Source organism: Sphingomonas pollutisoli, assembly GCF_029167165.1.
GTDB lineage: Bacteria > Pseudomonadota > Alphaproteobacteria > Sphingomonadales > Sphingomonadaceae > Sphingomonas > Sphingomonas pollutisoli.
The window spans coordinates 1-23,028 of the sequence record NZ_JARFNJ010000026.1 but is presented as its reverse complement, the minus strand read 5'-3'; the positions used below and the strand labels follow the sequence as shown (position 1 = coordinate 23,028).

The following is a 23,028-nucleotide window of genomic DNA, read 5'->3' as shown; positions in this document are numbered from 1 at the left end:
GCGGATGTCGGGAAATACCGCGCCGTTCGGCTCGAGGGGCCGGGCGACCTCCGACTGTCGGGATCGTCATGGAAGCGCACTTCTGCCGCGCTGACGCGCTTCTATCAATGGGCAGCCGGTGAGGAAGCGAGCCTCATATCGTCGGCACCGAAAACCAAGTTCCGTCGTGATGGCGCGGTTGCCGAAGACACGATCCGTATGATCCCACTTGAGGATTACGTCGTGTTCCGGGACCAAGGCCTGTTGGGTCGGTGTCAAGCGAACAACGTGGCTCATCGGCGGAATCCGCTGCGCGATGCTGCGTTCGCCGAGCTGCTCGTGACGACGGGTATCAGGCTTGAGGAAGGCGCCAGCCTTCTGATCGGCGAGCTTCCCATGGCGAGCGCCCGTGTCTTCGAGGGCTGTCGCAGTGCCATGATCGACCTTCCTGCGACAATCACCAAAGGGCGCAAACCCCGATCAGTGCCATTCCCGAAGCGGGTCGCCGGCAGCTTCATCGACGCCTATGTCCGCGAAGAACGGAGTCAGTTGGTTGATCGCTGGCGTCGCGCCGGCGGCGTCCGGACGATGCGACAGCCGCTTATTGGGAGCCTCGCGGGCGGGCGACGCATCCTGATCCAGGGCGAACAGCGCCTCCGACCATTGGCAAGCCTGCGCATCGATGAGCGACGTAATCTCATATTGCTGCCTGAACCGGATGCTCCGCTGGAAATCGCGCAACCAGCAGCATTGTGGCTCGCGCAGGACGGAAATGCTTTGACGCCGGCGGCCTGGCAGTCGATCTTCCGCCGCGCGAGCGAGAAGCTGTCGAAGGCCAAGGGCTGGGAACTCCACGTATCTCCTCACACTCTGCGGCATACCTTTGCGGTTTACTGGCTCACACACCTCATCAAGGCGGAGGTGATGAGGCTCGACGGGCGATCTCTCCCCGATCGAACGGAAGAAATATATATGAAGATCGTCAGCGATCCGCTGCGGCGGGTCCAGCGATGGCTTGGCCACTCCAGCATCATGACGACGCAGAAATATCTGACCTATGTCGATGAGGCCTTTGAGATCATCGATCAGGCTGCCGAAGCGTTGGACACTCGTCTGTTGGGCTTCTTTTAACCGTGGGCCGGTCTCGCCTCTTGTTCGACCGGTTACCCCCGGAGGCGCAGGAGCCGGAATCCGATGCGATCGTTGCCTATCATCATCGTGACGGCGTCGGCCGCGAAATGACCTGGTTGCTGCACGACGTCGGAAACAAGGGGCTTGGTCGAGATCTCGCCTTGCATCTTGGACCGATGATGAAGGAGCTGTTCTCGGGACTGGCCGTCCCGAGCGTCGAGCAGTATCGGCAGAGCTGGATACCGCTTGGGAAGCGCCTGACGTCCACCGGACGCATTGACGGTGGGCTTCGCGTGGTCACTGCCGCCGACATCGACGCTTGTGACGTGCTGGGCCAATACTCGCGGTTCCGGTGTCTTATTTACGGCCTTCGCGTGATCGACGAGCACAACCCCGATCTGCTGCGTCCAGATCTGAAGGCGCGGATCAACTTCACGAGCCGTCACAACGGGAAGGCATTGCGGCCTCGCGAGCCGTTAACGCCGTTCGTTGCTCGCGTCCTGAAAGAGGCGGTCGATCGCAGGGTGGTAGCCGCACGCGACAGGATCGCTGCGGGATGCGATCAGGTCGAGGCTTTGCGAAACAAGCTGGACAGAAATCGCTTTGAGGATGTGTTCCTGCATGTCGCAGACGGTGCGCGTCCCGCTCGAAGCGAGTTCGACCTGTTCAAATATCGAAAGGTTGCCGTCTCCGCTGCGAGCGATCTTCTCGTTCTGACGCTGCCCGACGCGATCTACTTCATCATCGCGATCGCGCTTCGCGTCGAAATGCCGATAGAATGCTTGCGAACGCTTCGCCGCGACTGCCTTAGAAATCCTGCGCGTGGCTATGTCTCGATCGAATACACGAAAGGCCGGGGTGGCGTTGGCCCCAAGATAAAGCGGGAGCGTGTGCGAGACGGCGGGATCAATACACCTGGCGGGCTTGTCCGCCTCGCTCTGGAACTATCCCGACCCGCCGCCGAGCGAATGACCCAACGAGGTGACCCGGATGCGGATTACCTATGGATCGGCTTCGTAGCGGCCGGCCTGCCAAGCTGGCGCCGGTTCAGACTTTGCACCCAGAACTTCTACGCCGCCATCCGGAGTCTAGGCCTCGTTGACGACGCCGGCCAGCCGATAAGCAGGATCGTACCTGCCCGGCTGAGGAAAACGGTCAAGCGCGATAATTATTTGCGGCACGCTGGTCACCTTCGCCGCTTCGCGAGCGATCACTCACCAGTTGTTGCCGCTCGGCACTATGCCGCGGTGGACGGGTTGCGAGAAGAGCATGCGCGTTCGGTTGAGGTTGCCGAAACACAGCTGTTCGACATGGCGATGGCGCCACTGGTGCTTCCGCCGGCAGAGGAAGCGGGTGCGCTCGCATCCGGCCTCTCGATCGCAGACCGAAAGCTCGATCCGGGCGCGGTGGCATCGTTGGTGTCGGGCGATACCGATACGTTCCTCGGCATATGCTCCGGCTTCTGGTCGAGTCCAATGGGGCGTAACGATGACGGCTCCTGCGCCATCGCGTTCACAGGCTGCCTTCATTGCTCGAACGCGGTGTTCACGGCGCGAAAGCTGCCAGCGTTGTTGAGCTATCTGACATGGCTCGATAACCACCGCGCGGTCATGACCGAAACGGAGTGGCGCGAACGGCATGGCGCCGACCACGACCGCATCACGGCGCAAATACTCCCAGTGTTCGCTCCCGGTGATATCGAACAGGCGCGATCCGTTCTGGGAAGCACAGCTGTCGCGCCGGCGCTGCCCCCACATCTCCTCCGAAGTTGAGCGTGCGGCCGCTGCTGGAGCGCACCGAGGCATCCTGGCGGATCGATCGTTCGGCGCTGGTGATCCCGCCCCACATGGTCGTGAGCGGCCGCGCGGAGCAGAACGTCTCGCTCGTCGGGGACGATGAATGGTTGCTGGAATGCGCCATCGCGAGGCCAGCAAAGGGCCATGAATCGCGAATCCGCTTCTACCGCATCGCTGATATCGATGAGCGGGAACTGATCCGGGAATATCTGTTCCTGTCGTTGCACTACGAGCCCCGCGACGAGGTGCGTTGCCGTCTCGGCACCCTCAAGCCTGGCTCGCTGATGCATATGAGCATTATTGCGCGGCAATTTTTGCGCGAGGTGCGCGAAACCGGGCTCCAACTGCATGAGATCGATCAGCCGTGGCTGGATCACTGGCTCTCGAAAAAGCGCCATCTCACGCCGGCAACGCTGGTTTACAAGATCGTCGGAATACGGCGGCTAGCGCTCTACGCCCCATTGATGTCGTTCCGGGGCCTAGAAATAACACCTTGGGGCAACCGCACAGCGACACGGGTCGCGGGATACCGCCGCGGCGGAGAGAATGTTACACCGAGAGTACCGGAGGCCATCACCGCACCAGCATTGCGCTGGGCCATGTTCTACGTCGATTACGGCATCGACGATATCATCGCGCGACGTGATATAGCGGCGGTCGACATGGAAGCACGTCGGCAACGAGTATCGCCGAAGGTAAGCGACCAGCGACTCCGGGCCTATCTGGATGCACTCGACACGGCAGGGTCTGGAGTACCGGTCACTCCCCAGGCGCAACCCGCCTGGCCGGAAATCTGCAAGGCGAGCGGCCTCGGCGTCGCAGTGCTGAAGGCGCGGTCTACCGTCATTGAGGAAGCGATGTTGCGGCTTGGAACCGAACGCCCCGGCGCCAGCAGTCGCTGGACCTCGATGCCCGGGACGAACGTCGCTTGGAGGTCCCATCTTCCAAGCTTCAGTAGTCGTTACGCCTTCATACCCGGCATGGCCGCCTGTTATCTGGTGATCGGGCTCTTGTCGGGAATGCGCGGCGAGGAAGTGGCCGCGCTCAGGCGTGGCTGCCTGCGCCTCATCCGCGACGAACATGCCCGCATCGTCCGGTACGAACTTGTCGGTAGAATCTTCAAGGGCCGGGACAACGTTGATGGCGCCGAACACCACTGGACGGTCGTTGAGCCGGTAGCGCGCGCCGTCTCAGCAGCAATACGGCTGCAGGATCACCTTCGCAGGGTTATCGATGCCGGATCATCGCCGAAAGATGATGACCCGTTGTTCATGACGGTCCAGACCAAGGGAGTTGGCAACGAGCGGCTGACGGCCAACCAATCGACGAAGTACCTGAATTACTTCGTCAAGGAGTGCAGCAAACTCGCCAACGAGATGGTGGCGATGGCGCCAGACGAGGCCGGGCCTATAACGGCACTGTATCATATCCCCGACCATGACGGTGAACCCTGGCGATGGCAAACGCGCCAGCTCCGCCGCACGCTCGCATGGTATATCGCCAGCCAGCCCTTCGGGGTGATCGCAGGCATGCTGCAATATGGTCACGCCAGCGCCATCATGTTCGAAGGCTATGCGGGCACCTCGGCGTCAGGCTTCCGCTCAGAGATCGAAGAGGAACGTCGCCTCGCGCAGCTCGGTGATATCGTCGAGATGTATGAGGACTGGAAAGCGGGGATCGATCCCGGCGGCCCCATGCGATCCAAGCTTGTCGCCGATTTTACAAGGATCAGGAACAAGATCGGTGATCTGCCCGGCGCGGTCGTCGGTGATCGACGACACGCGAAAATGCTCTCGAATACCGCGGTGACGCTTCATCCGGGCTTCATCAACGACTGCTTCTTCTATGCTGACCATGCCCTCTGCCTGAAGGTCAAAGGAGCCGACGCACAGCCGGCATTTACGAAATGCCAGCCCTCCCGATGCCCAAACAGCGTGGTGGCGAAGCGCCATGTGCCAGCCCTGCGGTCATGCATTGCAGATGCGGAGAGCATGAAGAGTGGCAAGAATGTGAGCCCGATCCAAAAGCACGCCATCGAGGCGCAGCTCGATATCTACAGGCAGTTACTGGAACAGGTCGAGCGATGACGGCGGAATCGAACCCAATGCAGAGATCGAAAAGCACCGTCGCACTGCTCGATGCCTATGACCGGTTGCGCGAAGGCAAAGGCAGCGCCACCGATGGCAAGCTGAGTGTAACCAACGTCGCGCGCGAAGCCGCCGTCAGCCGGGCGACGGCATATCGCTGCCCCGAACTCCTCGCCCGGTTCGGTGAGCATCCAAGGCCAGCGAAGGCCAAGCCAAAAACTGTAAGCGGCAATGCCGAGTTGCGCGACGCGGTCAATCGGTTGCTCAATCGGATCGTCATGCTGGAGGCGGCGCTGGAAGGAAAGGACGCCGAAATCCGGCAACTGCGCTCAATGCTGCCAAAAATGCAGGAGGCAAGTTCGTGATGCGAGCGAGTCGGTCCGCCTTCGGCGGTTGCGCTCGGGGCAGTTGCAAAGTGCAGTAGCGCTTTGCAACTGCCCCGAGCGCTTCGATGGTCGGGAATCGTCTCAAACGTCGAATAATTTTATACGCCTCGAAACAGAGACTTACCGTGAGACGAGACACCATCTGCAAACATAAGAAGAAGCAGGAGGATTTTACCGGGACCGGAAGTCCGGCTGCCTGGATACGTGCGATGCAATCCTCGCGCGTCCAGCCCCATTCACGCAAGGGGTAGCGGAACAGGAAGCGCGGATCGACATGGCCTTCGCGATGCGCGTAGCGGCGGTTGTCGGCCGGCGAACAGTCATAGCCGATGAGCTTCACGACTGGATCGCCGCGTGCCCAAGCTGCTTGAGCGGGAGGCCAATTCTCGGTCCAGCGATCCTGCGGGGCGATTTTCCATTTTTGGGAGCAAGAGTGCCGGCCGAAGCTGATCGACGGCAGCGTGCCGTTGGTCAGCAGATTTTCCAGCAGATTATAGTAGGGCGGCCAATGTTTGAAGCGTTTGGGGGTATAACTGACAGTCTCGTTGGGGACGCCATGGTCGTCCATCCAGCGCCGGAACATCGGGATATATTCCAGGGTTTCCGGCCGCTCGGGCATCTCCGCAAGCAGGGCTGCATCGGGGGGCTCTCCGCGAGCAACCAGTTCGATGATCATGGCGGTGGAGTTCACGCCACCTCCCCAGGCTGCGAGCACCGGTGGGCGCTCTGTTAGCTGGCCGTGCAGGGCTGGGTCGGGCGTCAGCGGCCCGAGTTGGCGAAGGTCGATCGGATATTGGGCCACGGATGCGCTCCCACTGCGGTTCGCGCGATCCGTTCCCCCTCCCCGCTCCGCTTGGATGCGGTTGGCCTGGAGGCGTGTCTGTCAGTTTACCGTTCGAGGTTGGTTAATCGGACCATATAGTGATGGGCCGGGGATAGTTCCGGGCTGAAAACCCGTCGGCATTCGTCGACTATCCGATTCCATATTTCGGCGGGCATGTCGGAGTCGCTGCCTTCGCCGGTTAGGCTGGGATCGATGAGAACGATGACATCCGACCACTCGTCGACCGGTCCTCCTCGGTGCCATGTGAACTTGCGTTCGTCATTATTGAGCCACTCCTGGAAGCGGCTGTCGGCGAAGATCTCAGGGACGTTCAGCACAAGGCCACGGCAGATACGTGCGCTCATTGGAGTTGCCTCCATTATTCTGTGCGGAGCTGCGCGAGGAAGTCCTCGAACGCAGCGCACGACTGTTGATTTTCGATGTATTGAAGGAGAACTTCGACTTGCGTGGCGTCGGTCCAGCCTTCATCCGATGCGACGACTTCAAACAATTCTCGCGCTAGCATGAGCAGCCTCCTGTCTTGTGACGCGCCGAAGCGGCGCCCGTTAGGCGGGGAAATATTCCTCGTTCTCAAGGCTTTCACATTCGACAGCCCAGACGTTGCCGATGTCGTCAGAGGCAGAAGGCAAGTCTACCTTGCCCAAACCGATCGCCTCGATCGCGTCCGTGACGCTATCGGCATCGACTTCGACGATGGTGGACTTTTCAACCCGAAGAACCTGCACCACTTTGATTCGGTGTTTCATTTTAGCCCTCCTGTTTCGCCCGAAGGGGATCGAGCACGTCTCGGAAATTGGAGTGAGCTGACTCAGACCGCGGCATGATCTCATTGCGATCCACGCGGCATTCGGCGACGGCGCGTTCGATCGTGCGGAATATGAAGAGTGGATTGGGTTCGCCGATCGCGGCCGAACCGGCTCGGCTAGTCGGATTCGTCGGGGATGCCGCCGACCTCCAGATAGGCGCCAGTGTCATTCCCGTGTTCGTCCAGCTCGACGAGTGCGAGGCCGCCGTCGTCGATGGCGATGTCGGCATCCTCGGAAAGGCTTTCCAGCCAGCGCTTCAGTTCAGCTGCTTTGATCATAGGGGCCTCCTTGCTGCAGGATGTTGGGAAGGCGGTCGAGGATCCTCAGGAGATGGGTTCATCGGGCCGGAGGTTACGTTCGAGCAGGATCAGCGCGCGGGCGATCTGCTGCTCAACGGTCTCAATCGGGAGGCCGGTCCGATCGGCGATGGCGCGATAGGAAAGTCCGTCAGCCCGGTGGAGGAGGAATATGGTGCGGGTGATGGGCGGCAGTTTCATCACTGCGGCCCGATAGACGGCGGGATCGATGGCGATGGGTGGTTCGCTGTCGATCGGGAGCCAGTCGGCCGCAACATGGACCCAGCCCCGGACCCAGTGGCCCTCGACATCGCTTCGGGTTTCCAGCTCATCGGCGTCGATACGGACCGAGGCGCTCTCGGCCCAGCGGACCCGGGCGACGGCCACGGCGGCATGGTTGGTGTTGGTTGCGGCCGTTACGGTGAGATAACGGTCGATGCGTGCTGCCAGCTTATAGCTGGTTCGGCGCGGATCGCGGCGAAGGCCGAAGTTGGGGTGGTCGTTCAGAAATTCGAGTGCCTCCCGGAGGAGCGCGAGCATATCGGCTTGAGTCATGGCGGCTCTCGGCGGATGGGATGAGGACAAGGGCTGAGGCGGGAAGGAGATCAGTCCGTCCTGCCCTGCGCGGGGTCGGGACTCGGCACGACAGGGCCAGCCACGGCTCGGATGTCGAGCTTGGTCGCGCCGCGGTGGCGCCGCTCAACGCGTTCCCGGGCAGCTTTGAGGGCTGCGCCGATATCAGGAGCGGAGATGGTGCCGGACCATTGGGCGGCGCGGCCGCTGCGCGTGCAGAACCGGGCGGTCACGAAGAAGCGTTGCATGGTCAAGCGTCCCCCGCACCGTCGAGCGCCGCAATCGCCGCGTCGATCCAGGCCGGGTCGTTGGTGATCGCGGCGCCGGTCCAGAAGCTCGCGATTGCTCCGGCTGTTCGGCCATTGTCCTGGGGGATCTCCGATATCTCATCGTCGGTAGCGCCTTCGACGTCATAGTCGATGACGAGGAGATTCACCGGCTGGTCCGCGACGGCGCCGGAGACGAGGCCACCCTCGAGTGTCACGACGACCCGAGGAAGTCGGCCGTAGCCCGCGGTGTTGAGGCGCTCGCAGAGGATGTCGATCGCATCGTCCGACAGGATCGCGTGGCTTTCGCCGTTGGTTGCGATGTCGAGCAGCTCGGTCGGACAGCCGCGCGCCTGCAATAGACGAAGCGCTGCGAGAATGGCGTCGCGCTCGACCTCGTCGAAGGTCGCCTGAGCGGTGATTTGTCGTCCGGTTGAGATATCGACGCTATGGACCTCGATCCAGACGTCGAATTCCGCGAGATCGGGAAGATCGCACTCGGCGATGCCGGCGACCGGAATGCCTTGGGAGGCCAGGCGATAGCGTTGCGCCTCGGAGAGAGCCTCGAACCAGCTGCCGGCGACAGCAGGTGGCAGCGCGACGGGATCGAGATCGGCGCGCAAGCAGTTGACCAGGTCCATCGCAGCTTCGGCCGCCCGCAGTGGATGGGCGAAGAGGCGGCGCGGCTGCGCGGGATTTGCAAAATGCGTCCCGTTGACGAGATAGAAGTCCATGGCAGGAACCTCCCCGTTGGTGGAGCGGGCCCGCCCGCCGGAAGCGGCCGGGATGGATGGTGATTGCGAAGGCGGGTCGCCGGGTCGTCAGCAGGCGGCCACGATCAGGCTCACCGCGAGGTCCATGCGTTCGGAGTCCGCGGTGTCGAGGATGGCGAGCGCCGGATTCCGGGCCAGAAGCGCGGCCTTGAGCTTTTCGGGATCCTGGCCCTTCAGCGGATAGGAGACGACCTCATTGTCCTTGATGGCGACGATGTTGGTCCGCATCAGCCGTTTGAGGCGCTTGGTCACCTCGATGCCATCCATGAGCATGGCGACCTCGGTTTCGAGGTCGTTCGGAACGCCGAGTCCGCGATAGGCGACGGTGGACCGATTCTGGAGAAGCCAGGCATCGACGTCCTGGACCGTGTGGCGTCCGACGGGCTGGTAGAAATCGCAGCCGCCGGTGCCGCGGTTGCTCGCCAGGAAGGCGCGCTCCCCGTCGATCCAGATCTCGGCGGAATAAGCGGTGGATTCCTCGGACAGCTGCTTGGCGATCCGGAGCTTGCGAAGTTCGATCTTCATGTGGCGAGCCTCCTTTCGATGCTCGCTGCATCCCGCCCGCTCCCCTTCGCCGAACAGGACCGTCGCCTTTCCTGGGCGGCCAGGAGCTGGGCGAAGCGTTCGCGGACCGCAGATGCGGTTGGGTAGTGGTTGGCGAGACTGTGGCGCGCGAGAATAGGGGCTCTGGCGGTTGCGATCTCGTGTGCCTCGGCGAGGGTTGGAAGCCGGGGTGGCCAGCCTTTGACGAAGCGTAGGCCCGCCGGCATGTCTGCCTCGATACGGCGTCGAAGGGCGGCGTCCTGTTTGGCGGCTGCGATTGCGGGTCGCATGGCGACGGGAAGTCGATCGGGCGCGACATCAGCGAGCCAGCGGCCCGGCTGGAAGGAGAAGGTCGAATTCGCCTCCATGGCTACGAGTTGGCGATAGTGATCGTGGTTCGACTCCGCGCAGGTCGAAGCGGTCAGATCATGGAGGGACGCGAGGACGCAGAAGCGGCAGCTGAGCCGGGTGGCACCATAGACCCGATAGGCCTCATGCAGCGGCAGGCCGTAGGCGGCGTGGGCGTCGAATACATCCTTGGCCGTCCAGTCGACGCCGGGGTGCCAGCGGATCATCCGGGTCCCGGCCGGGTTGCCCGGCTTAGCGAAGCGGTGGTCCAGGCAGGAGACAGGGGTGTCGCGACGGCTGGTGCTCTCGTCGCGGCGAAGCCCGATGACCGAGACGATGGTCTCGCCACGGAAGCGCCGCGCAAGATCGGGACCGATGACCTGGACCTTCAGTTCCGAGGTGCAGAAGCGCAGGGACGACGAGGACCACGGACCGATTAGATTGTAGGTTTCGAGGGCCTGGTAGCGCAGCTTGCCGCTGTAGAAGCGCTGTTCCCAGCGGGCGACCATGTCGCCGGCCTTGCGACGGAGAAAGATCAGCGGCAGCCCAAGAAATTCTGCGATCGCGGCGACCATATCCGGGGTGGAGTCCCACTCCGCGCGGCCGAGATCGGCGTGGACGGCAATGCGCCGCTCGCGTGGATGGCCCAAGCGGTCGAGCAGCAGCATCGCCGCGAGGGCGGCCATCGATGAATCCTTGCCGCCGGAAAGGTTGAAGGCGAACCAGGCTTCGCGCCGCACGGCATCGAGCACGAGCTGATCGACGGCCGGTGAAAGGGGATTTGGGTGTGCAGGGATCATGGGAGGGCCTCCGAATGCCCCGATGCGGGACCATTGCTCCCGCCCCTCCTCCCCTTCGCTGGACATAGCTTCCGTGCTGCCGGGCGAGGCGCTTTAGCCAGGGAGGACTTCTTCTTGTTCCAGGCCCCATCGGGATTGCCAGAGAGGGGCGCCGAAGCTGGGAGCCTCGCGTCCCCGTTGAAGGTCGGCCACGTCCGCCTGATCAGGCGTTTCCACGTCGACGATATTCTAGCGCCCGACGCGAAATGTCTGCACGATCCTGACCTTTTGAGCGGTCACCTCCCGCCCGCTTGAGGTTCATAGTCGGGGCCGTAGGACCGCGAACGGAGGTGTTCGGGATCGTCTGCCTCATCGACCAGATAGCCGGTGACCTCGTCCGCATATTCAGCGTCGACGACGGCATCGGCATTGGGGGTCAGGCGGACCGCGAAGCCGTTGTCGAAGAGCAGGTGGTCCGCCCGCCGCATAGCCTGGGCATGGTCGTCGGCATCGACGGCGACCTTGACACGCACTGTGGCGTAGACATGGACGTGATGGCGCTTGCCCATGGGTCAGTCCTCCCTGAGATAGTCGAAAAAGCTGCCGTCGTTTCCGAGCGCGAGGAGTTCTTCTTCGAGCCGGTCCAGCGGGACGTCTTCGGACAGGTGGGAGGGCATGGCGCCGATGAAGGCGCCGTCGTCCATCTCCTGGGCGATCTCAGCGAGCGATAATGTGCTGAAACGAGCCTCGTCGCACCGTTCAAGCAAGATCGTCACTTCGAGCGTGATCTTTCTGATTTTCATGGGTTAGTCCTCCGGCTCCCAGCCGATCAGGTCACGCAGGATCGGGGTCAGGGCATCGTTGATCTGGACGAGCAGGTTCGAGCGCTCGTCGGGCGAGAGGCTGTCGAGATATCGATCGGGAATGAGGTCGTTGACGGCGTGGGTGGCGTCATCGACCAGTTCGTCGAATTCGTCATCGTTCATGGGATCCTCCGTCAATTCGGGGAATGCGAGGGGCGAGACCGTGCGCTCAAACCCTCAGATCTCCTCGCACAGAAAGACGTGGTTGACCTCGCCGTCGAGTTGGGCAGCTTCGAATTGTTCGAGAGCGTGGTTCTTGTCATCGGCATCGCAGAGCCAGAATTCGTTCTCGGCGCCGTAGCAGATCAAATACTTTTCCATCTCGTTCGGGTGCCTTTCTTGAGGTGGCATCGCTTGACTGAAAGCGCGAACAGCGGTTCTCTGGCGAATGGATGGCGCAGGGCGCGTCAGCGTGGGAGAACGTCGGCAGAAGCGGCGCACGTCCCAAGGCGCTTTGGCCGGGTGAGATACAGGCGCTCCTCGATCTCGAAGTCGGTAAGATGGTCGAGCAGCTTGAGGACGGTGCCGCGGGCTGCCTCGTAGATCACGATGGTTTTCCTGCCATGATACTCGGAGGGCCAAGCATCAGCGGGCGAATCGGAGGCGATCCCGCGGAAGTCTGGATCGGTATTCTCCCATATGGCTTCCAGTTTTTCCTCGCGGGTCATGAAGCCGTCATGCGCGTTGGTTTCGGAAGCGAGGATAGCGGCGCGCATCAGATGGGGGCTGTTGCGATCTGCCATGTCGCAATAACCGTGGAACCAGCGCTGCCGGCCCAGGATGGTGATCGCGAAGAAGACATACCGGATCGTGCCGGCTTTGGCTTCCGACATCGCGAACATCATTGTGCCGAGGAAAATCGGCGGCAGAACCTCAAACATGGATTCGTAATCGTCTTCCGTGATCTCGAACCAACGGCCGGTGTAATGGGTGCCGCGAATACAATCCTCATCGCACCCCTCGGGGCACGCGTTGAATAGCTCGAACATCTGCTGGCGCGTGGCGACGCCGTCGAGGATCTTGCGAAACTCGGGATAGCTGGTCATGGTGATAGTCCTTGCAGGAAAGGGCAGCCCGACCGGATCCGGCTACCGTATGCAGATCTTTTGGCGGCGGCTCGGAAGGCCGGAGTTGAGCGGCCCGGTCGGACATGAGCAGAACCGGCACGAGGCTAACTCGATCGGTATCCATGAAATCCGTTTGGCCCCGTCTATTGGGACATATATTCGACCGGGCCGGAAGGAGCATCGCACGTGGCATTGGCAGCGCCGGCATGGTTGGCAGATTATGGCGGCACGCCCGAGACGCTTGATCGCTTCCGGTCCCTATGTCAGCAACGACGCCGTTGCGCGGGTATATGGTGCCTGGATGGAAATCAGGAGTGTGCCCGTCCCATTCAGCCATTGGTGGTGGCATAGAGTCAGAGCGCCCGGTCATCGCCAGGGCTGTCCCGACTGGTTGGAACTCCACGGCCAGTTGCGTAAGTATATGGATCGGGGCGGCATCCTCGTTATCATCGGGCCGTCGCGTGCCGGTAAGACCTGTTTGCTGGAGCGGCTGACCCCGCTTCGGATCATCGATAACTCGCGGTCGGGATCGGCGCGCACGGCGCCTGTTCCGCCTGAGGACGTGCCGTCGGGATTGTTTGCAATCGACGAGACCCATGCGCATGATCAGCGGGATATTGTGCGCGTGATTACCGACATGGGGACTGAGAACCGTGGCTTTGCCTTGGTGTTTCAGCGTCCTGAGAGCTTTCGAGATTGTGTGATCGGGGCTCCTCTCGCTTTGCATTCGCTGCTGTTCCTGGAGCTTGTCGATCATGGTCCCGGCTGAGGCGAACGATTAGCAGGCGATCAACCCCCACGACCTTTCAGTAAGGCATGGATCAGCCGCTCTTCCTTCTTGCTGATCCGGTGGCGGCGGCGGTCGCGCTCGATTTGCCGTTGGACGGCCTCCTGGTTGTAGCGGGTGGGAAGTTGGGCATCCTCCGGTGACTCTGACCAGCCGCCGGCGGCACTGATCCAGACCAGACCCAACGCGCCTGGGCGGGCTTCGAACGTGTCGGCGGCTCCGTTGACTGCGTTGCGGACGATCACGCATCCACTGTCCTCGGCGCGCAGCGGTGCTCGCCCCCCGAGAACGAGCAAGTCGCCGCGATCACCAGGCAGGTGAACCAGGTCACCGGACTTGACCTTGGCGGCGAGCTTGTGACCGATGGTGTAATGGAGCGTCCAGCCGTTGTCGGTGATGCAGTCTGCCATGACATTCTCCTGAGGGTTTTACCGGCGCAGCGGAAACCAGATTGGGTTGGCCCGCGAGGATGGCTCACGCTGCGAGGCGGAGCAGCGGCAACGCGGTGACATCGCCGCGGGTCGTGGTGCGGTCGAGCGCGGGATAAGGCAGGCTCGGGACCTTGCCGGCCGCTATCCGCGCAGCCTTGGTCAAGGGAAAGACGTAAACGTGATTCCCGGGATGCCTGCGGCGGGTCAAGAAACCGGACCGCTCGAGAGCGGCGAGCCAGTCGCGACGGTCTTCTCCATGGCGCGGCGGTCGGGCACCGGTTGCGACCAATCCGTCGATCGCATAGCGTTGCCCGGTTTCGCCGTTGCGGATCTTGGACAATGCGCGCGAAGACAAGGGGCGACCATCGGGCATCACCAGATCCGTGCGCGGTGACGAGCGACCGACATACCGGCTGCCCATCACCGCATAGAGTTGGCCGACATGACCGGGGAGATAGACATGGCCGTTCTCGTCGACGCGTCGGATCGGGTCGGCATAGGAGATGACGGAAATGATCTCCGGCTTGGCTTGCCGTAGCAGCTTGAACGCCCGAGACACGAGGAAGGTCTCGCCGTTACCGCCGACATCGTCGAGGAGCGCGAGGCGCCCTAGATCGCAAGCGGTGCGCGGGTTGGGAAGGCCCGCGCTTTTGGGGACCGAGGCATCGTTTATTGGATGGGCGAAAGCGCAGACGCCGACCAGTTCGGAGCGGCCGCCGGCGCCGTTGCGAAAAAGGCCGACCGATAGCCGGGTGACCGGCATCGATCCGGCATAATGGTGCATCGCTATGAAGGGGCCTGCTACCCGGATGGTGTCGATGACGTCGACCGAGAGTGTTCTCGGATCGATTTCGCTTGCGGACGGGACGAAGCGGCTACGCCGGTCGCGCCAGCGTTGGGAGCGGGTCGTAAGCATGGTTGCTCAAGCCGCATCCGGGCTGGCCGAGCCAGGCTCAGCATCGTCCTCGTCGGGCAGCAGATCACAGGTGCGCTCGTAGAATTCGAGGCTGATTCCGCGTGCTGCGGCCTCCCAATAGGTCAGGTCGCGATGGTCGTCGGCGTTGGGGCCGGTCGCCATCTCGATGACGGGGTGGATCGAGAAAATCTCGCCTGTCGGGAGGCGGAATTGATTGGCGACGCCTTCGAGCGGTTGCGTGTCGTCGGGAACCGAGCAGGATCCCTCGATGATATAGGTGACGAGCATTACGACCTCCTTTGGATCATCAGTCCCCCTCCCTCTCCCCTTCGGTCGTGGGTTCCCAGTAGATGCTCTCGGTCGAGTAGAATTCGTCGCCCTCATTGTCGAAATAGATGGACAGGACTTCTTCGTCCGTCAGCGCCTGAGGGTCTCGGGGATCATCGATCTCCGACCAGTTGTCGCGACAATATTCGGCTAGATCGGCGATCAGCGCGTCGTGGCAAAAAGTGGCGTAAAAATTGGTCCCGTGCCGGTGATCGATATGGCCGACATGGATCTCGACCGGCCACGGCACGACATGACGGTTCACGAGAGCCTCGGCGATCGACAGATCTTCGATGAGATGGTGGATGGCGTCCGCGTCGAGGTCGCTGGGGGTTTCGATGGCGGCGCGGGCACGCGCGAGCAATTGCGCGTGATCGCGCCTGGTGGGCTGGTTCATTTCTGGGTTCCTTGCAGGAGAGTTGGCGATCGGACGGTTACCCCTGCGGATAGCCGGTGCGGTCGAATGCCCGCCGAGTGAGATCCGGGACGCGATCGTTGCTGTAGGGGCTTTCGTCGGCCAGATTGAACGCACGGTTTTTGGCGCCTACCCAGTCGATCGCGTCCACGACGTAGGTCTCCGTGGCAAAACGGTCGAAGCCGCTGAAGAATTCGATATCGACCATGAACCGGGTCGGCTCGGTCGACGCGGTTGCGAGGATTTCGTTTTCGGCATCGAGGAGATCGCCCGCTTCGCCGCGCAGCCGGTCGATGTCGGGGTCGAAATCCTCCCAGTTTTCGTCTTCGGGGCATTCGTCGGCGAGATAGCCCGACATGAGATCGTGGATGGAATCGAGCATCTCTTTGCGCGCAGTGTTCGAGGTCATGGCGGATTCCTGGGTTGACGTGCTGCCGGGAGCACGGAGGTCCCGGCAGCGCTCGGGTTCAATGGACGCTTGCGAGAAGGGTGCGGGCCTTGCCCTCGAGCGTGAGGCGGCTGTCCTGGTGGGTTTTCGAGCGGGCGACCGCCGTGATGCCCTGGACGAAATCGTAGATGGACGCCGCAGGATGCCCCTCCTCGGCGAGTACGGTCGCGATGATCTTCGCGCTCTCGGGCTTGGAGAAACCGCGTCCGCGCAGGAAGGTCTCGCGATCCTCGTCATTACGGGCGACGATCCGCTCGCGCGCCGTTTTGATACCATCGATGAAGGTGCGAGGAGAGGAGTCGGCAAAGTGCGTGAGCGCGGGCGCCGCCTCGCCGGCGAAGCGGTTGGCAGCGAACTTGGAATGCCGGATCTTGATCTCCTGGAAATTCTCGGCGCCCCAGATATTGCGGTTCATGCACACCGCGCGCAGGAAGAAGGTGGCGACACCGAGCGTGGTCGAGCCGACCTCGCTATTCCAGGCGTAGAAGCCCCGGAAGTAGATGTCGGGGTCGCCATTGGGGAGCTTGCCAGCCTCGATCGGATTGAGATCGTCGACCAAAAAGATGAACACGTCGCGGTCGGACGCGTAGAGGGTCGTGGTCTCCAGGCTGATATCGACCAGCGGATTGTAGACCATCGTGCTCCAGTTGAGCAGGCCAGGCACCTTCCAACGCGTGTCGCCGGTGCCGGTGCCGGCGAAGCGCATGATCGCCTCGACCAGCTCATGGTCCCAGATTCGCCCGTAATCCGGGCCGGTGACCGCGCGCAGTTCGGTGCGGCCATCATGAGTCTGGAGCATCTTCACCTGTTCGCCGCGATGCTGGATCAGCCCGTGCTGAAGGTTGATGCCGGCAATCGGGCTGGGCAGATCGCGCAGGTAGGAGGCAGGTGCTCCGACCAGGCTGCAGAGCTGGCCGAAGGACCAGTTGGTCGGCATGATGGGGTCGCGACCACCCGGAACGTGGAGGGCGAGGCGATCCGGGGTGTCGGTGCGTGCCTCGACACGGATTGCGCGGCTCTCGACGATCTCGGTGCGGGCGGTTTCGGCGCGAGCGCGGACGCGGTCATAGAGGCTGTCGAGCGAAAGGAAGCGTTCGTCGTCAGGACGCTTGAACCATTCGGAGGAGACGCGGCTGATATTGTGCCCGCGGCTGATGTCGACCTTGTAGCCGGCGGAGGCCGGACGCGGGGCATTTGCGATCATGTTCATGGAGGTTCTCCGGGAGGCTGGCTGTGCGCGTGCCGGTCCTCAGCCGCGCGCCTCACCCCCTCCCGCCCCCCTCCCCTCCACGGGAAGAATGGCGAGGTTGCCGGGACCATGGTGCATGGTCTCGCGGCCCTGATAACGCTCAGAATTCGATCAGGCGGTAGCCCCTGGGCTTGAGCAGCGCCTTGACCCATGCCTTGTCGATGGGCGTCCCTTCACTCGTGCTTCGTATCGCGGCGTCGGCACGTTCGAAGAGGGCCACGCAGAGCTGGTCGGAATCGAAGCGGGAGCGGTATTGGATGCCGTCGAGATGGGTGTCGGCGTGGACCATCGCCGAAATGCGCTGCGAGGTGTCGTAGCCGCCGGGGTTCGCGGCAGGATCGAAGTCGGCGGCTACGCCGGCGGCCGTCGTCCTGAACCATGCGAGGCCGGGGCCGTGCAGCTTCGCGAGCCGCAGGGTTCTGGTCGTGGTGAAGGTCGCGGCGCGCTTGCGCTGCACGCGGTCCAGCAGAACATCGGGATCGCCGGGGTTTCGCAACAGACTTTCCACGAAGGGACCGACTTGGGTCTTGCCGAGATAGAGGACACCATAGGTTCCGGCGGGATCGTCCCAGCGCCATGTCCCGTCCTTGCGCCCATACCAGCGTGCCGCGACGGTGGCGTCGTGAACGCGATGCAGGACCTGGCCGGCAGCGATGGTTGCTACCGGCATTGCGCCTCGGCTGGTCATGCTCAGTCGTTCAGCGTCTGGGCAAAGCGAATAACGCGAGCAACATCCGCCTCGTCCGCTTTGATGAGATCGATGGGCCGTTCCTCGCCGAGCCCCTCATCGCCGCTCACGAGAAACTGAAGGAGCGTCCAGCCGCTCACGCCGGGAACAGCAGCCAGGAGGCGCGGGATCGCGGATCGAATGGTATCGCCATCGAACTGGAACGCGGGGAACAGCTTTGCGCCGTTGTCCTCGATCATCAGCAGCCTGCGGTCCCGCGCGGCTTTGTAGACGGCCTGAACGGTCTTGTGCCTCAGAAGCTTGCGGACAGCCTCGGCATCGAAAACGCCTCCGGCCTGCTCGATCATGCGGCGCTTGAAGGCGATCGCGTTGGTGATCTCCTCGGCCTCATCCGGGTCATCGGCTTCAACCGCGGGAATGCCGCGCGCGATGTTGAGCACGAGCGCGGTCACGTCGACGCTGCTGATGGCGGCGGTCTTGGCAGCGAGCGGCATCATCTTGATGATGCGGTCGGCGCTGGCCATGATGCGATCGCGCAGGACGCGATCGATATCGACGGTAGCGGTGGTTGCGTGGCGCGGCATATCAGGCCCTCGTTTAGTGAGTTTCATATAGAGAGCTTTCGAGAATAATTCAACGAAACAATCCATGTGCGGTCGTCGGGAAGCTACCGCCTGGCCGAATGAAGGAGGTTCCCATCGGCATCATATCGATCGGGGTCGGCGCCGGGGACATCCCAACCGAACATGGAACCGGCCTGCATGGCGGTGATCTGGGCCGGAGTCGCGTCGAATGTCGCGTTGATGGCTTCGATCGTCATTCCGTCAGGCATGGGCCAATACCCCTTCTCACCGCGCTTGATGACGATGGGTTCGTCAGTGCCCGGTAGATGGGCGGCGCACATTTCGGGAAGCTTGGCGAGATTGGCGAGACGCCGTTCGGCCGCATCGAGGATCGACTTTTCGAGGTCGCAAAGCCAGGACGGACCGAGATGGTTGCGGACGCGACGGAGCGAACCGCCGAGCGGCTCGGACTCGTCCTGGCCGTTCATCCATTTCATCGACAGCTGGTCTTTCCAGCGGCGGCCATGGCGCGCGCGGAAATCGACAAGGGCGCGCCACATATCGTCGTCGGGTTCGGTCATGAGAAGCTCCTTAGGGCTGGACGATCAGGCTGCTCGCCCGGAGCGACCAGGCAAACGCGCGTGACCGAGGGAATTAGAAGAGGCTCAATTGCCTCGGGGTGCCGGTGGTGTCGGCCCGGCGGGGATCGGCCGGTTCAAATGCCGTCTCAGGCGTTGCCGGCGGATTCAAGAGCCGTTGGGCGGCGGCTTCGGCGTCGCGGCGCGACAGCCGGGCGCTCCAGCCGCCGAGAATATGAGCCGGCGTATACCAATGGTCGCGCATTTCCATCGACAGTGAGTTGCCGACGACCACCACCGCGGGGATATGCATCAGGGTGAACTGGACATAGGCCATGTGAACGGCGCGCGTGTCGATATCGATGGCCGTCACGTGCAGATGCTGCTGATAGTTGACACCCTCCTGGCGCATGGCCTCGGCAAGGGCGATGATCAGGGAGCCGGCGCCACAGGCTGGTTCCATCGCGCTGACGAAACCGTTGCGCTCTATGAGTTCGAGCAGCGATTCACGGCTGCCGATGATAGCCTGCGCCATGGTTTGGCAGAGGATATAAGGCGTGAAGAACTGGCCGCGTGCCACATTGTGCAGTTCAAGCTCACCATAGACCGTCCCGAGAACATCACCGGGTTCCGCTTCAAGGGCGGAAACGACCTCAGCTAGTATCTTGGGGAAAGTCTCGACGATGTCGCGGTCATAGCGGCCGACGATTTCCAGATAGCGCTTCTCGCGCTTCTCGCGGTGCTTGAGATCGACAGCATTGGAAAGGGCGATCGCGATCGCCTCCATGCAATCTGCGAAGAGATTATGGAGGTCGTAGCGATACTGACAGGACCGGAATAGCTTGCTGATCGCCGCGACATGGCTTTGGTGGGAGGGCATGGCATGTTCCCGGGTGGGCCGGCACGCCGCGGGACCGGCCGGAGCTGGCCGGGCACTTGCCGCAGCGGTCAGGGAGGATTGGGAAAGGCGTCAGTCCGGGAGGCTTTCCGGGACACCGCCCATTACCCCCCGCTCTGCTCCCACGTCGGCGGCGAGGAGAGTTCAGATGCCAGTATTCCGATTGTCGTAGATGGGCTGCATATCGGCGGACCAGGCGCCGAGCGGCCAGATACAGCCATTGTAGCTGATGCGTGCGATCGGTACGTCGTCGACGAGCACATGCCCCTCCGGGAATCCACTCGCGCCGAGGCCGGATCGCTCGCGGCGCCGGCAGTGGAGGTGAGAGGCGTCGGCCCAGTTGGCTGCGGGAAGGTCGGGATAGCCCGGCTGGCGGATCGTGAAGGTCAGGGCCCGGCGGCGTTGCGATTTGCGCGGGCGCAGAGCCTTGGCGACATGGCCTGCATACACGCCCACGGCAGCCCAGTAAGCGGCGAGCGGAGGCTTGCGGCTGTCCCAGCTTTTCTGGGCGCGAGCGCGGGCATCGTTTTGGAGATCCTTCAACAGGGCGGCCAACAGCGACCGGGTTTGGGGATCGAGCGATTGCAGCGCCTTGACCGCAGGAAGCGCCAATATGGGGTTACGAACCTCGGCGCGGTTTGACCGGGCGTTCATGCTGCCCGGCCCATGTCGAGTTGGAAAGCTGCCTGGTCGGGATTGACGGCCAATGCGAGCGCCAGGGGTTTCACCCAGATTTCCTTCGACGACAGCGTGAAGGTCTCGCCCATGCTCGCCAGCAGAAGCGCCTCGCCGACCTCCTCGGCCATCTTCTCGGCGGAGGCGCTGGGTACCGCGTTGCCGATCCACTCGCGTCGAGTGGAGTCGGAACCGGCCTCGAGGTCGAAGCCGCGCGTCGTCCAGTTCCGTTCCCACCGGCGGACATAGGTGTCCAGCGCGGGGTCGAAGATGAAGATCTCCTCCGGGTCGAACAGCGATTGGAGAGCCGCAAGTTCGAGTGTGGTGAAGGGACGATGCCAGGTGCCGTCGAGTGCGATGATCCGGGCAACGAGGCGTTCGTCGGCGGCCGGGAGCGCCAAATCGTTGGCGGGCTCCGCAGAGCGGGGCGACGTCTCGACCCGCGGATCAGCGAGAGACCAGCGCCCGTTATTGTTCTTGGCGAAGGCCGGGATCGCCCCGGAGACACCGCCCCACGAGACGACGCCATAATGTCCTTGCGTCAGATAGCTGCCCCGCTCGGCGCGGGAGAGGCAGGCGGGGCGAGGATCAGCGATCGACATAGCGCCGCTGCCGACGCGATCCGAGCCGGTGACGGTCGGCGCTTTTCCCGACATCGCCACGACCTTGAGCTTGTTGCGGTGGCTGTTCGGTCCCCAGGTGCAACGGGGATCGGCGACGACGAAAGCCCCCATGCCGGTGGTGCTCGCGCCGATGACGCTGTTTGCCGACATGCGGAAGCCGGTGACGCGATATTTGCCGTTCACATGGCGGCCGTCGGGCGCGCGGGGATCGGCTACGGCAAGGCCACCGCCTGGACCGCCTGGTCCAGCAACGGCCGGCGCGTCCTGCTTGAAGGGGACCACGCGATAGACGTTGTTGAAGCGCGGTCGGCCATGGATGCGGGGATCGGCTACGGAATGGGGGCCGCCGCCAGGGAGCGATTGAGCGGTCACCGCCGTAGCCGAACCGCACCAGGGGCGGACGCCATATTGCTGGTAGGTGAGATTGCCGGAGAGCTGCCGCGGATCGGCAACGCTTGCCGCGCCGCCGGCGACATGGACGGCCCCGCTTATGGTCTTCGCATTGCCGGCATAGGCCGCGACCGAGAGGAGGTTGCGGTGCGCGCCAGGCTTGTAGCCGGGGCGTGGATCCGCAACGGCGTTGGGGCCGGTGGTCGGCTTCGGGCTGCACGATAGAACGCCGGACGCCTGATGCCAGCCCCGGACGCCGAGGACATGGCGATGGGTCGCGTCGCCATAGCCGGGCCGCGGATCGGCGACACTATAGGAACCGTTGGTGGGAAGGCCTCGGGTCGAGATGACGCCGGTCGGTCCGCACCAGAGATTCACACCGAGGAAGCCCGATCCCTCGCGGGTCGAAACCGGGCGCGGATCGGCAACCGAGAAACGTCCCTGCCCCGGCGCGCGGGCGGAGGTGATGAGCCCGGAGGTATCGGACCAGCGTGCGACGCCATAGGCATTGGGCCGGAGGTCGGCTTCCGGGATGATGCCGTAGTCGCGCAGGAAGCCGTTTTCGACGGCAAGCTCATTGAGGCTGCGCCAGTCATGGCCGGCCTTCACGAAGGCGAGCCGGACCCAGGTGCGCCATTGCAGCGCCGGCACCCGATGCATCGCGCCGCCGGCGGGATCGCCGGGCAGCGGCAGCTTGCCGATCACCTCACCGACGCCGCGCAGCGGATGCTTCGCGGGCTTATAGATGAAGGGGGGTACCTTGTCGGGGTGGCGCGCGATCAGAAGGTAGCGCCGACGCGATTGGGCGAGCCAGCCGATCTCGCCGCAGTCGTGCGTATCCTCGGTGACGTGATAGCCGTAGCCGCGCAGCAAAGCGGTGATTTGGTCGAGCAGCCAGCGGCCCCGGGTCATGATCCTGGGGACATTCTCGAACAGCAGGATGGGAATGGGGTCGTCACGATAGGCTTCGAGGGTCAGCCACATGCCGCGCAGCGTCAGCGCATTGAGCGCCTGGTATTTGGCGGTCTTGGAGACGGCGTTGGAAAGGAGACCGGAAAAGCCCTTGCAGGGATAGCTGGCGAAGCAGACGTCGAGCCGCCCGAACACGGCGCGGATGTCGGCGGGCACGGCCTCCTTCCAGCCCGGCAGCGGCTCATGGCCGTGAAAGGCGATATATTGGTCGCGGTCGAACAGGTCCATGACCGTGCCGGGCACGCCGGTCATCCGCTCGAAATTGCGGATGGCGCCCGGATCGACGTCGATGCCGCCCGCACATTCGAAGCGCGCGACGACATTGCCGATGCGCGGATTTGCCCTGTTGAAGCCGCGGGCCCCGGCACCGATGCCGCAAGCCATGTGACCGTGGCGGAAGACACGCACGATATCGCGGGACTGGAGCATGGGAGGCTCCTTTCCTTGGAGAGTTTAGACCCAATGACTGCCGGGAGCCATTTTGGCTCCGATCTGCGTTGCTCGCCTGGGGGTCAGAGCAAAGGAGATAGT

At 63.0% G+C, this 23,028-nt stretch carries 31 protein-coding genes; 5 read left to right on the top strand and 26 right to left on the bottom strand.

The features are described from left to right. The 4 genes from PX554_RS25535 to PX554_RS25520 form a co-directional block, all read left to right on the top strand. Positions 1-1,110: tyrosine-type recombinase/integrase (locus PX554_RS25535; protein ID WP_275504927.1), on the top strand; the 1,110-nt coding region annotated here is incomplete at its 5' end. Between the two features lie 20 nt (positions 1,111-1,130). After that, positions 1,131-2,882 carry a hypothetical protein gene (locus PX554_RS25530; protein WP_275504926.1) on the top strand — a complete coding sequence of 584 codons (1,752 nt, stop codon included), beginning with the start codon at positions 1,131-1,133 and terminating at the stop codon, positions 2,880-2,882. 2 nt (positions 2,883-2,884) lie between these two features. Beyond that, on the top strand, positions 2,885-4,993 hold the full coding sequence (locus tag PX554_RS25525) for a site-specific integrase (protein ID WP_275504925.1): 2,109 nt from the start codon (positions 2,885-2,887) through the stop codon (positions 4,991-4,993). Then, positions 4,990-5,358, top strand: coding sequence for a hypothetical protein (locus PX554_RS25520; protein WP_275504924.1), 369 nt, complete (start codon positions 4,990-4,992; stop codon positions 5,356-5,358). Before PX554_RS25525 ends, PX554_RS25520 begins: the two co-directional genes overlap by 4 nt. Here the strand turns inward: PX554_RS25520 and PX554_RS25515 are convergent. From PX554_RS25515 to PX554_RS25450, 14 genes are all read right to left on the bottom strand, one after another. Next, a complete protein-coding gene (locus PX554_RS25515) occupies positions 5,270-6,181 on the bottom strand; it encodes a hypothetical protein (RefSeq protein ID WP_420833486.1) in 912 nt (303 codons plus the stop codon). The genes PX554_RS25520 and PX554_RS25515 overlap by 89 nt on opposite strands. Positions 6,182-6,267: 86 nt before the next feature. Further along, on the bottom strand, positions 6,268-6,567 hold the full coding sequence (locus PX554_RS25510) for a hypothetical protein (RefSeq protein ID WP_067738859.1): 300 nt from the start codon (positions 6,565-6,567) through the stop codon (positions 6,268-6,270). A gap of 201 nt (positions 6,568-6,768) precedes the next feature. After that, positions 6,769-6,969 carry a hypothetical protein gene (locus PX554_RS25505; RefSeq protein WP_067738856.1) on the bottom strand — a complete coding sequence of 67 codons (201 nt, stop codon included), beginning with the start codon at positions 6,967-6,969 and terminating at the stop codon, positions 6,769-6,771. A gap of 176 nt (positions 6,970-7,145) precedes the next feature. After that, positions 7,146-7,307 carry a hypothetical protein gene (locus tag PX554_RS25500; RefSeq protein WP_157081297.1) on the bottom strand — a complete coding sequence of 54 codons (162 nt, stop codon included), beginning with the start codon at positions 7,305-7,307 and terminating at the stop codon, positions 7,146-7,148. A gap of 45 nt (positions 7,308-7,352) precedes the next feature. Then, on the bottom strand, positions 7,353-7,880 hold the full coding sequence (locus PX554_RS25495) for an RNA polymerase sigma factor (RefSeq protein ID WP_067738855.1): 528 nt from the start codon (positions 7,878-7,880) through the stop codon (positions 7,353-7,355). 50 nt (positions 7,881-7,930) lie between these two features. Further along, a complete protein-coding gene (locus tag PX554_RS25490; protein WP_067738852.1) occupies positions 7,931-8,146 on the bottom strand; it encodes a hypothetical protein in 216 nt (71 codons plus the stop codon). A gap of 2 nt (positions 8,147-8,148) precedes the next feature. After that, on the bottom strand, positions 8,149-8,898 hold the full coding sequence (locus PX554_RS25485; RefSeq protein ID WP_067738849.1) for a hypothetical protein: 750 nt from the start codon (positions 8,896-8,898) through the stop codon (positions 8,149-8,151). An 87-nt stretch (positions 8,899-8,985) separates the two neighbouring features. Further along, entirely contained in the window at positions 8,986-9,462 is a 477-nt protein-coding gene (locus tag PX554_RS25480) for a hypothetical protein (protein WP_067738847.1), read from the bottom strand. Continuing rightward, positions 9,459-10,628: a phosphoadenosine phosphosulfate reductase domain-containing protein gene (locus PX554_RS25475; protein ID WP_067738844.1), complete on the bottom strand. Its 1,170-nt coding sequence runs from the start codon at positions 10,626-10,628 to the stop codon at positions 9,459-9,461. Before PX554_RS25475 ends, PX554_RS25480 begins: the two co-directional genes overlap by 4 nt. Before the next feature lie 275 nt (positions 10,629-10,903). Beyond that, entirely contained in the window at positions 10,904-11,176 is a 273-nt protein-coding gene (locus PX554_RS25470) for a hypothetical protein (protein WP_067738841.1), read from the bottom strand. A gap of 3 nt (positions 11,177-11,179) precedes the next feature. Then, positions 11,180-11,410 carry a hypothetical protein gene (locus tag PX554_RS25465; protein WP_067738838.1) on the bottom strand — a complete coding sequence of 77 codons (231 nt, stop codon included), beginning with the start codon at positions 11,408-11,410 and terminating at the stop codon, positions 11,180-11,182. Positions 11,411-11,413: 3 nt separating this feature from the next. Beyond that, entirely contained in the window at positions 11,414-11,593 is a 180-nt protein-coding gene (locus tag PX554_RS25460; protein ID WP_067738835.1) for a hypothetical protein, read from the bottom strand. Between the two features lie 54 nt (positions 11,594-11,647). Continuing rightward, the gene (locus PX554_RS25455) at positions 11,648-11,791 is read right to left on the bottom strand and encodes a hypothetical protein (RefSeq protein WP_157081296.1); all 144 of its coding nucleotides are present in this window, start codon (positions 11,789-11,791) and stop codon (positions 11,648-11,650) included. A gap of 86 nt (positions 11,792-11,877) precedes the next feature. Then, complete coding sequence (locus PX554_RS25450; RefSeq protein WP_067738832.1) at positions 11,878-12,516, bottom strand: DUF1419 domain-containing protein; 639 nt, start codon at positions 12,514-12,516, stop codon at positions 11,878-11,880. Here PX554_RS25450 and PX554_RS25445 point away from each other — a divergent pair. Further along, positions 12,515-13,306 (top strand): hypothetical protein, encoded by a 792-nt coding sequence (locus PX554_RS25445; protein ID WP_275488117.1) that lies wholly within the window; start codon positions 12,515-12,517, stop codon positions 13,304-13,306. The genes PX554_RS25450 and PX554_RS25445 overlap by 2 nt on opposite strands. A 20-nt stretch (positions 13,307-13,326) precedes the next feature. Here PX554_RS25445 and PX554_RS25440 read toward each other — a convergent pair whose 3' ends face one another. From PX554_RS25440 to PX554_RS25385, 12 genes are all read right to left on the bottom strand, one after another. Next, a complete protein-coding gene (locus tag PX554_RS25440) occupies positions 13,327-13,734 on the bottom strand; it encodes a hypothetical protein (RefSeq protein ID WP_067738827.1) in 408 nt (135 codons plus the stop codon). Between the two features lie 64 nt (positions 13,735-13,798). After that, the gene (locus PX554_RS25435; RefSeq protein WP_275488116.1) at positions 13,799-14,671 is read right to left on the bottom strand and encodes a Mom family adenine methylcarbamoylation protein; all 873 of its coding nucleotides are present in this window, start codon (positions 14,669-14,671) and stop codon (positions 13,799-13,801) included. A gap of 6 nt (positions 14,672-14,677) precedes the next feature. Continuing rightward, a complete protein-coding gene (locus PX554_RS25430; protein ID WP_067737436.1) occupies positions 14,678-14,959 on the bottom strand; it encodes a hypothetical protein in 282 nt (93 codons plus the stop codon). Between the two features lie 19 nt (positions 14,960-14,978). Continuing rightward, entirely contained in the window at positions 14,979-15,395 is a 417-nt protein-coding gene (locus PX554_RS25425) for a hypothetical protein (RefSeq protein WP_067737439.1), read from the bottom strand. Between the two features lie 37 nt (positions 15,396-15,432). Further along, entirely contained in the window at positions 15,433-15,822 is a 390-nt protein-coding gene (locus PX554_RS25420; protein WP_217998711.1) for a hypothetical protein, read from the bottom strand. Positions 15,823-15,880: 58 nt separating this feature from the next. Continuing rightward, the gene (locus tag PX554_RS25415; RefSeq protein ID WP_067737443.1) at positions 15,881-17,071 is read right to left on the bottom strand and encodes a hypothetical protein; all 1,191 of its coding nucleotides are present in this window, start codon (positions 17,069-17,071) and stop codon (positions 15,881-15,883) included. 139 nt (positions 17,072-17,210) lie between these two features. Next, positions 17,211-17,798, bottom strand: coding sequence for an RES family NAD+ phosphorylase (locus PX554_RS25410; protein ID WP_067737446.1), 588 nt, complete (start codon positions 17,796-17,798; stop codon positions 17,211-17,213). Between the two features lie 2 nt (positions 17,799-17,800). Then, on the bottom strand, positions 17,801-18,382 hold the full coding sequence (locus PX554_RS25405) for a hypothetical protein (RefSeq protein ID WP_067737449.1): 582 nt from the start codon (positions 18,380-18,382) through the stop codon (positions 17,801-17,803). An 83-nt stretch (positions 18,383-18,465) separates the two neighbouring features. Next, the gene (locus tag PX554_RS25400) at positions 18,466-18,942 is read right to left on the bottom strand and encodes a hypothetical protein (RefSeq protein ID WP_067737452.1); all 477 of its coding nucleotides are present in this window, start codon (positions 18,940-18,942) and stop codon (positions 18,466-18,468) included. A 73-nt stretch (positions 18,943-19,015) separates the two neighbouring features. Beyond that, positions 19,016-19,819 carry an N-6 DNA methylase gene (locus PX554_RS25395; protein ID WP_067737455.1) on the bottom strand — a complete coding sequence of 268 codons (804 nt, stop codon included), beginning with the start codon at positions 19,817-19,819 and terminating at the stop codon, positions 19,016-19,018. A gap of 162 nt (positions 19,820-19,981) precedes the next feature. Beyond that, positions 19,982-20,449: a hypothetical protein gene (locus PX554_RS25390; RefSeq protein ID WP_275504923.1), complete on the bottom strand. Its 468-nt coding sequence runs from the start codon at positions 20,447-20,449 to the stop codon at positions 19,982-19,984. A 38-nt stretch (positions 20,450-20,487) separates the two neighbouring features. After that, complete coding sequence (locus PX554_RS25385) at positions 20,488-22,926, bottom strand: DNA cytosine methyltransferase (protein ID WP_067737458.1); 2,439 nt, start codon at positions 22,924-22,926, stop codon at positions 20,488-20,490. Positions 22,927-23,028 lie beyond the last annotated feature (102 nt).

Coding starts and splice junctions, on each gene's coding strand:
- PX554_RS25520 (WP_275504924.1), top strand. CDS start 4,990: ATGACGGCGGAATCGAACCCAATGCAGAGATCGAAAAGCACCGTCGCA.
- PX554_RS25510 (WP_067738859.1), bottom strand. CDS start 6,567: ATGAGCGCACGTATCTGCCGTGGCCTTGTGCTGAACGTCCCTGAGATC.
- PX554_RS25505 (WP_067738856.1), bottom strand. CDS start 6,969: ATGAAACACCGAATCAAAGTGGTGCAGGTTCTTCGGGTTGAAAAGTCC.
- PX554_RS25500 (WP_157081297.1), bottom strand. CDS start 7,307: ATGATCAAAGCAGCTGAACTGAAGCGCTGGCTGGAAAGCCTTTCCGAG.
- PX554_RS25495 (WP_067738855.1), bottom strand. CDS start 7,880: ATGACTCAAGCCGATATGCTCGCGCTCCTCCGGGAGGCACTCGAATTT.
- PX554_RS25490 (WP_067738852.1), bottom strand. CDS start 8,146: ATGCAACGCTTCTTCGTGACCGCCCGGTTCTGCACGCGCAGCGGCCGC.
- PX554_RS25485 (WP_067738849.1), bottom strand. CDS start 8,898: ATGGACTTCTATCTCGTCAACGGGACGCATTTTGCAAATCCCGCGCAG.
- PX554_RS25480 (WP_067738847.1), bottom strand. CDS start 9,462: ATGAAGATCGAACTTCGCAAGCTCCGGATCGCCAAGCAGCTGTCCGAG.
- PX554_RS25475 (WP_067738844.1), bottom strand. CDS start 10,628: ATGATCCCTGCACACCCAAATCCCCTTTCACCGGCCGTCGATCAGCTC.
- PX554_RS25470 (WP_067738841.1), bottom strand. CDS start 11,176: ATGGGCAAGCGCCATCACGTCCATGTCTACGCCACAGTGCGTGTCAAG.
- PX554_RS25465 (WP_067738838.1), bottom strand. CDS start 11,410: ATGAAAATCAGAAAGATCACGCTCGAAGTGACGATCTTGCTTGAACGG.
- PX554_RS25460 (WP_067738835.1), bottom strand. CDS start 11,593: ATGAACGATGACGAATTCGACGAACTGGTCGATGACGCCACCCACGCC.
- PX554_RS25455 (WP_157081296.1), bottom strand. CDS start 11,791: ATGGAAAAGTATTTGATCTGCTACGGCGCCGAGAACGAATTCTGGCTC.
- PX554_RS25445 (WP_275488117.1), top strand. CDS start 12,515: ATGGTGATAGTCCTTGCAGGAAAGGGCAGCCCGACCGGATCCGGCTAC.
- PX554_RS25450 (WP_067738832.1), bottom strand. CDS start 12,516: ATGACCAGCTATCCCGAGTTTCGCAAGATCCTCGACGGCGTCGCCACG.
- PX554_RS25440 (WP_067738827.1), bottom strand. CDS start 13,734: ATGGCAGACTGCATCACCGACAACGGCTGGACGCTCCATTACACCATC.
- PX554_RS25435 (WP_275488116.1), bottom strand. CDS start 14,671: ATGCTTACGACCCGCTCCCAACGCTGGCGCGACCGGCGTAGCCGCTTC.
- PX554_RS25430 (WP_067737436.1), bottom strand. CDS start 14,959: ATGCTCGTCACCTATATCATCGAGGGATCCTGCTCGGTTCCCGACGAC.
- PX554_RS25425 (WP_067737439.1), bottom strand. CDS start 15,395: ATGAACCAGCCCACCAGGCGCGATCACGCGCAATTGCTCGCGCGTGCC.
- PX554_RS25420 (WP_217998711.1), bottom strand. CDS start 15,822: ATGACCTCGAACACTGCGCGCAAAGAGATGCTCGATTCCATCCACGAT.
- PX554_RS25415 (WP_067737443.1), bottom strand. CDS start 17,071: ATGAACATGATCGCAAATGCCCCGCGTCCGGCCTCCGCCGGCTACAAG.
- PX554_RS25410 (WP_067737446.1), bottom strand. CDS start 17,798: ATGACCAGCCGAGGCGCAATGCCGGTAGCAACCATCGCTGCCGGCCAG.
- PX554_RS25405 (WP_067737449.1), bottom strand. CDS start 18,382: ATGCCGCGCCACGCAACCACCGCTACCGTCGATATCGATCGCGTCCTG.
- PX554_RS25400 (WP_067737452.1), bottom strand. CDS start 18,942: ATGACCGAACCCGACGACGATATGTGGCGCGCCCTTGTCGATTTCCGC.
- PX554_RS25395 (WP_067737455.1), bottom strand. CDS start 19,819: ATGCCCTCCCACCAAAGCCATGTCGCGGCGATCAGCAAGCTATTCCGG.
- PX554_RS25385 (WP_067737458.1), bottom strand. CDS start 22,926: ATGCTCCAGTCCCGCGATATCGTGCGTGTCTTCCGCCACGGTCACATG.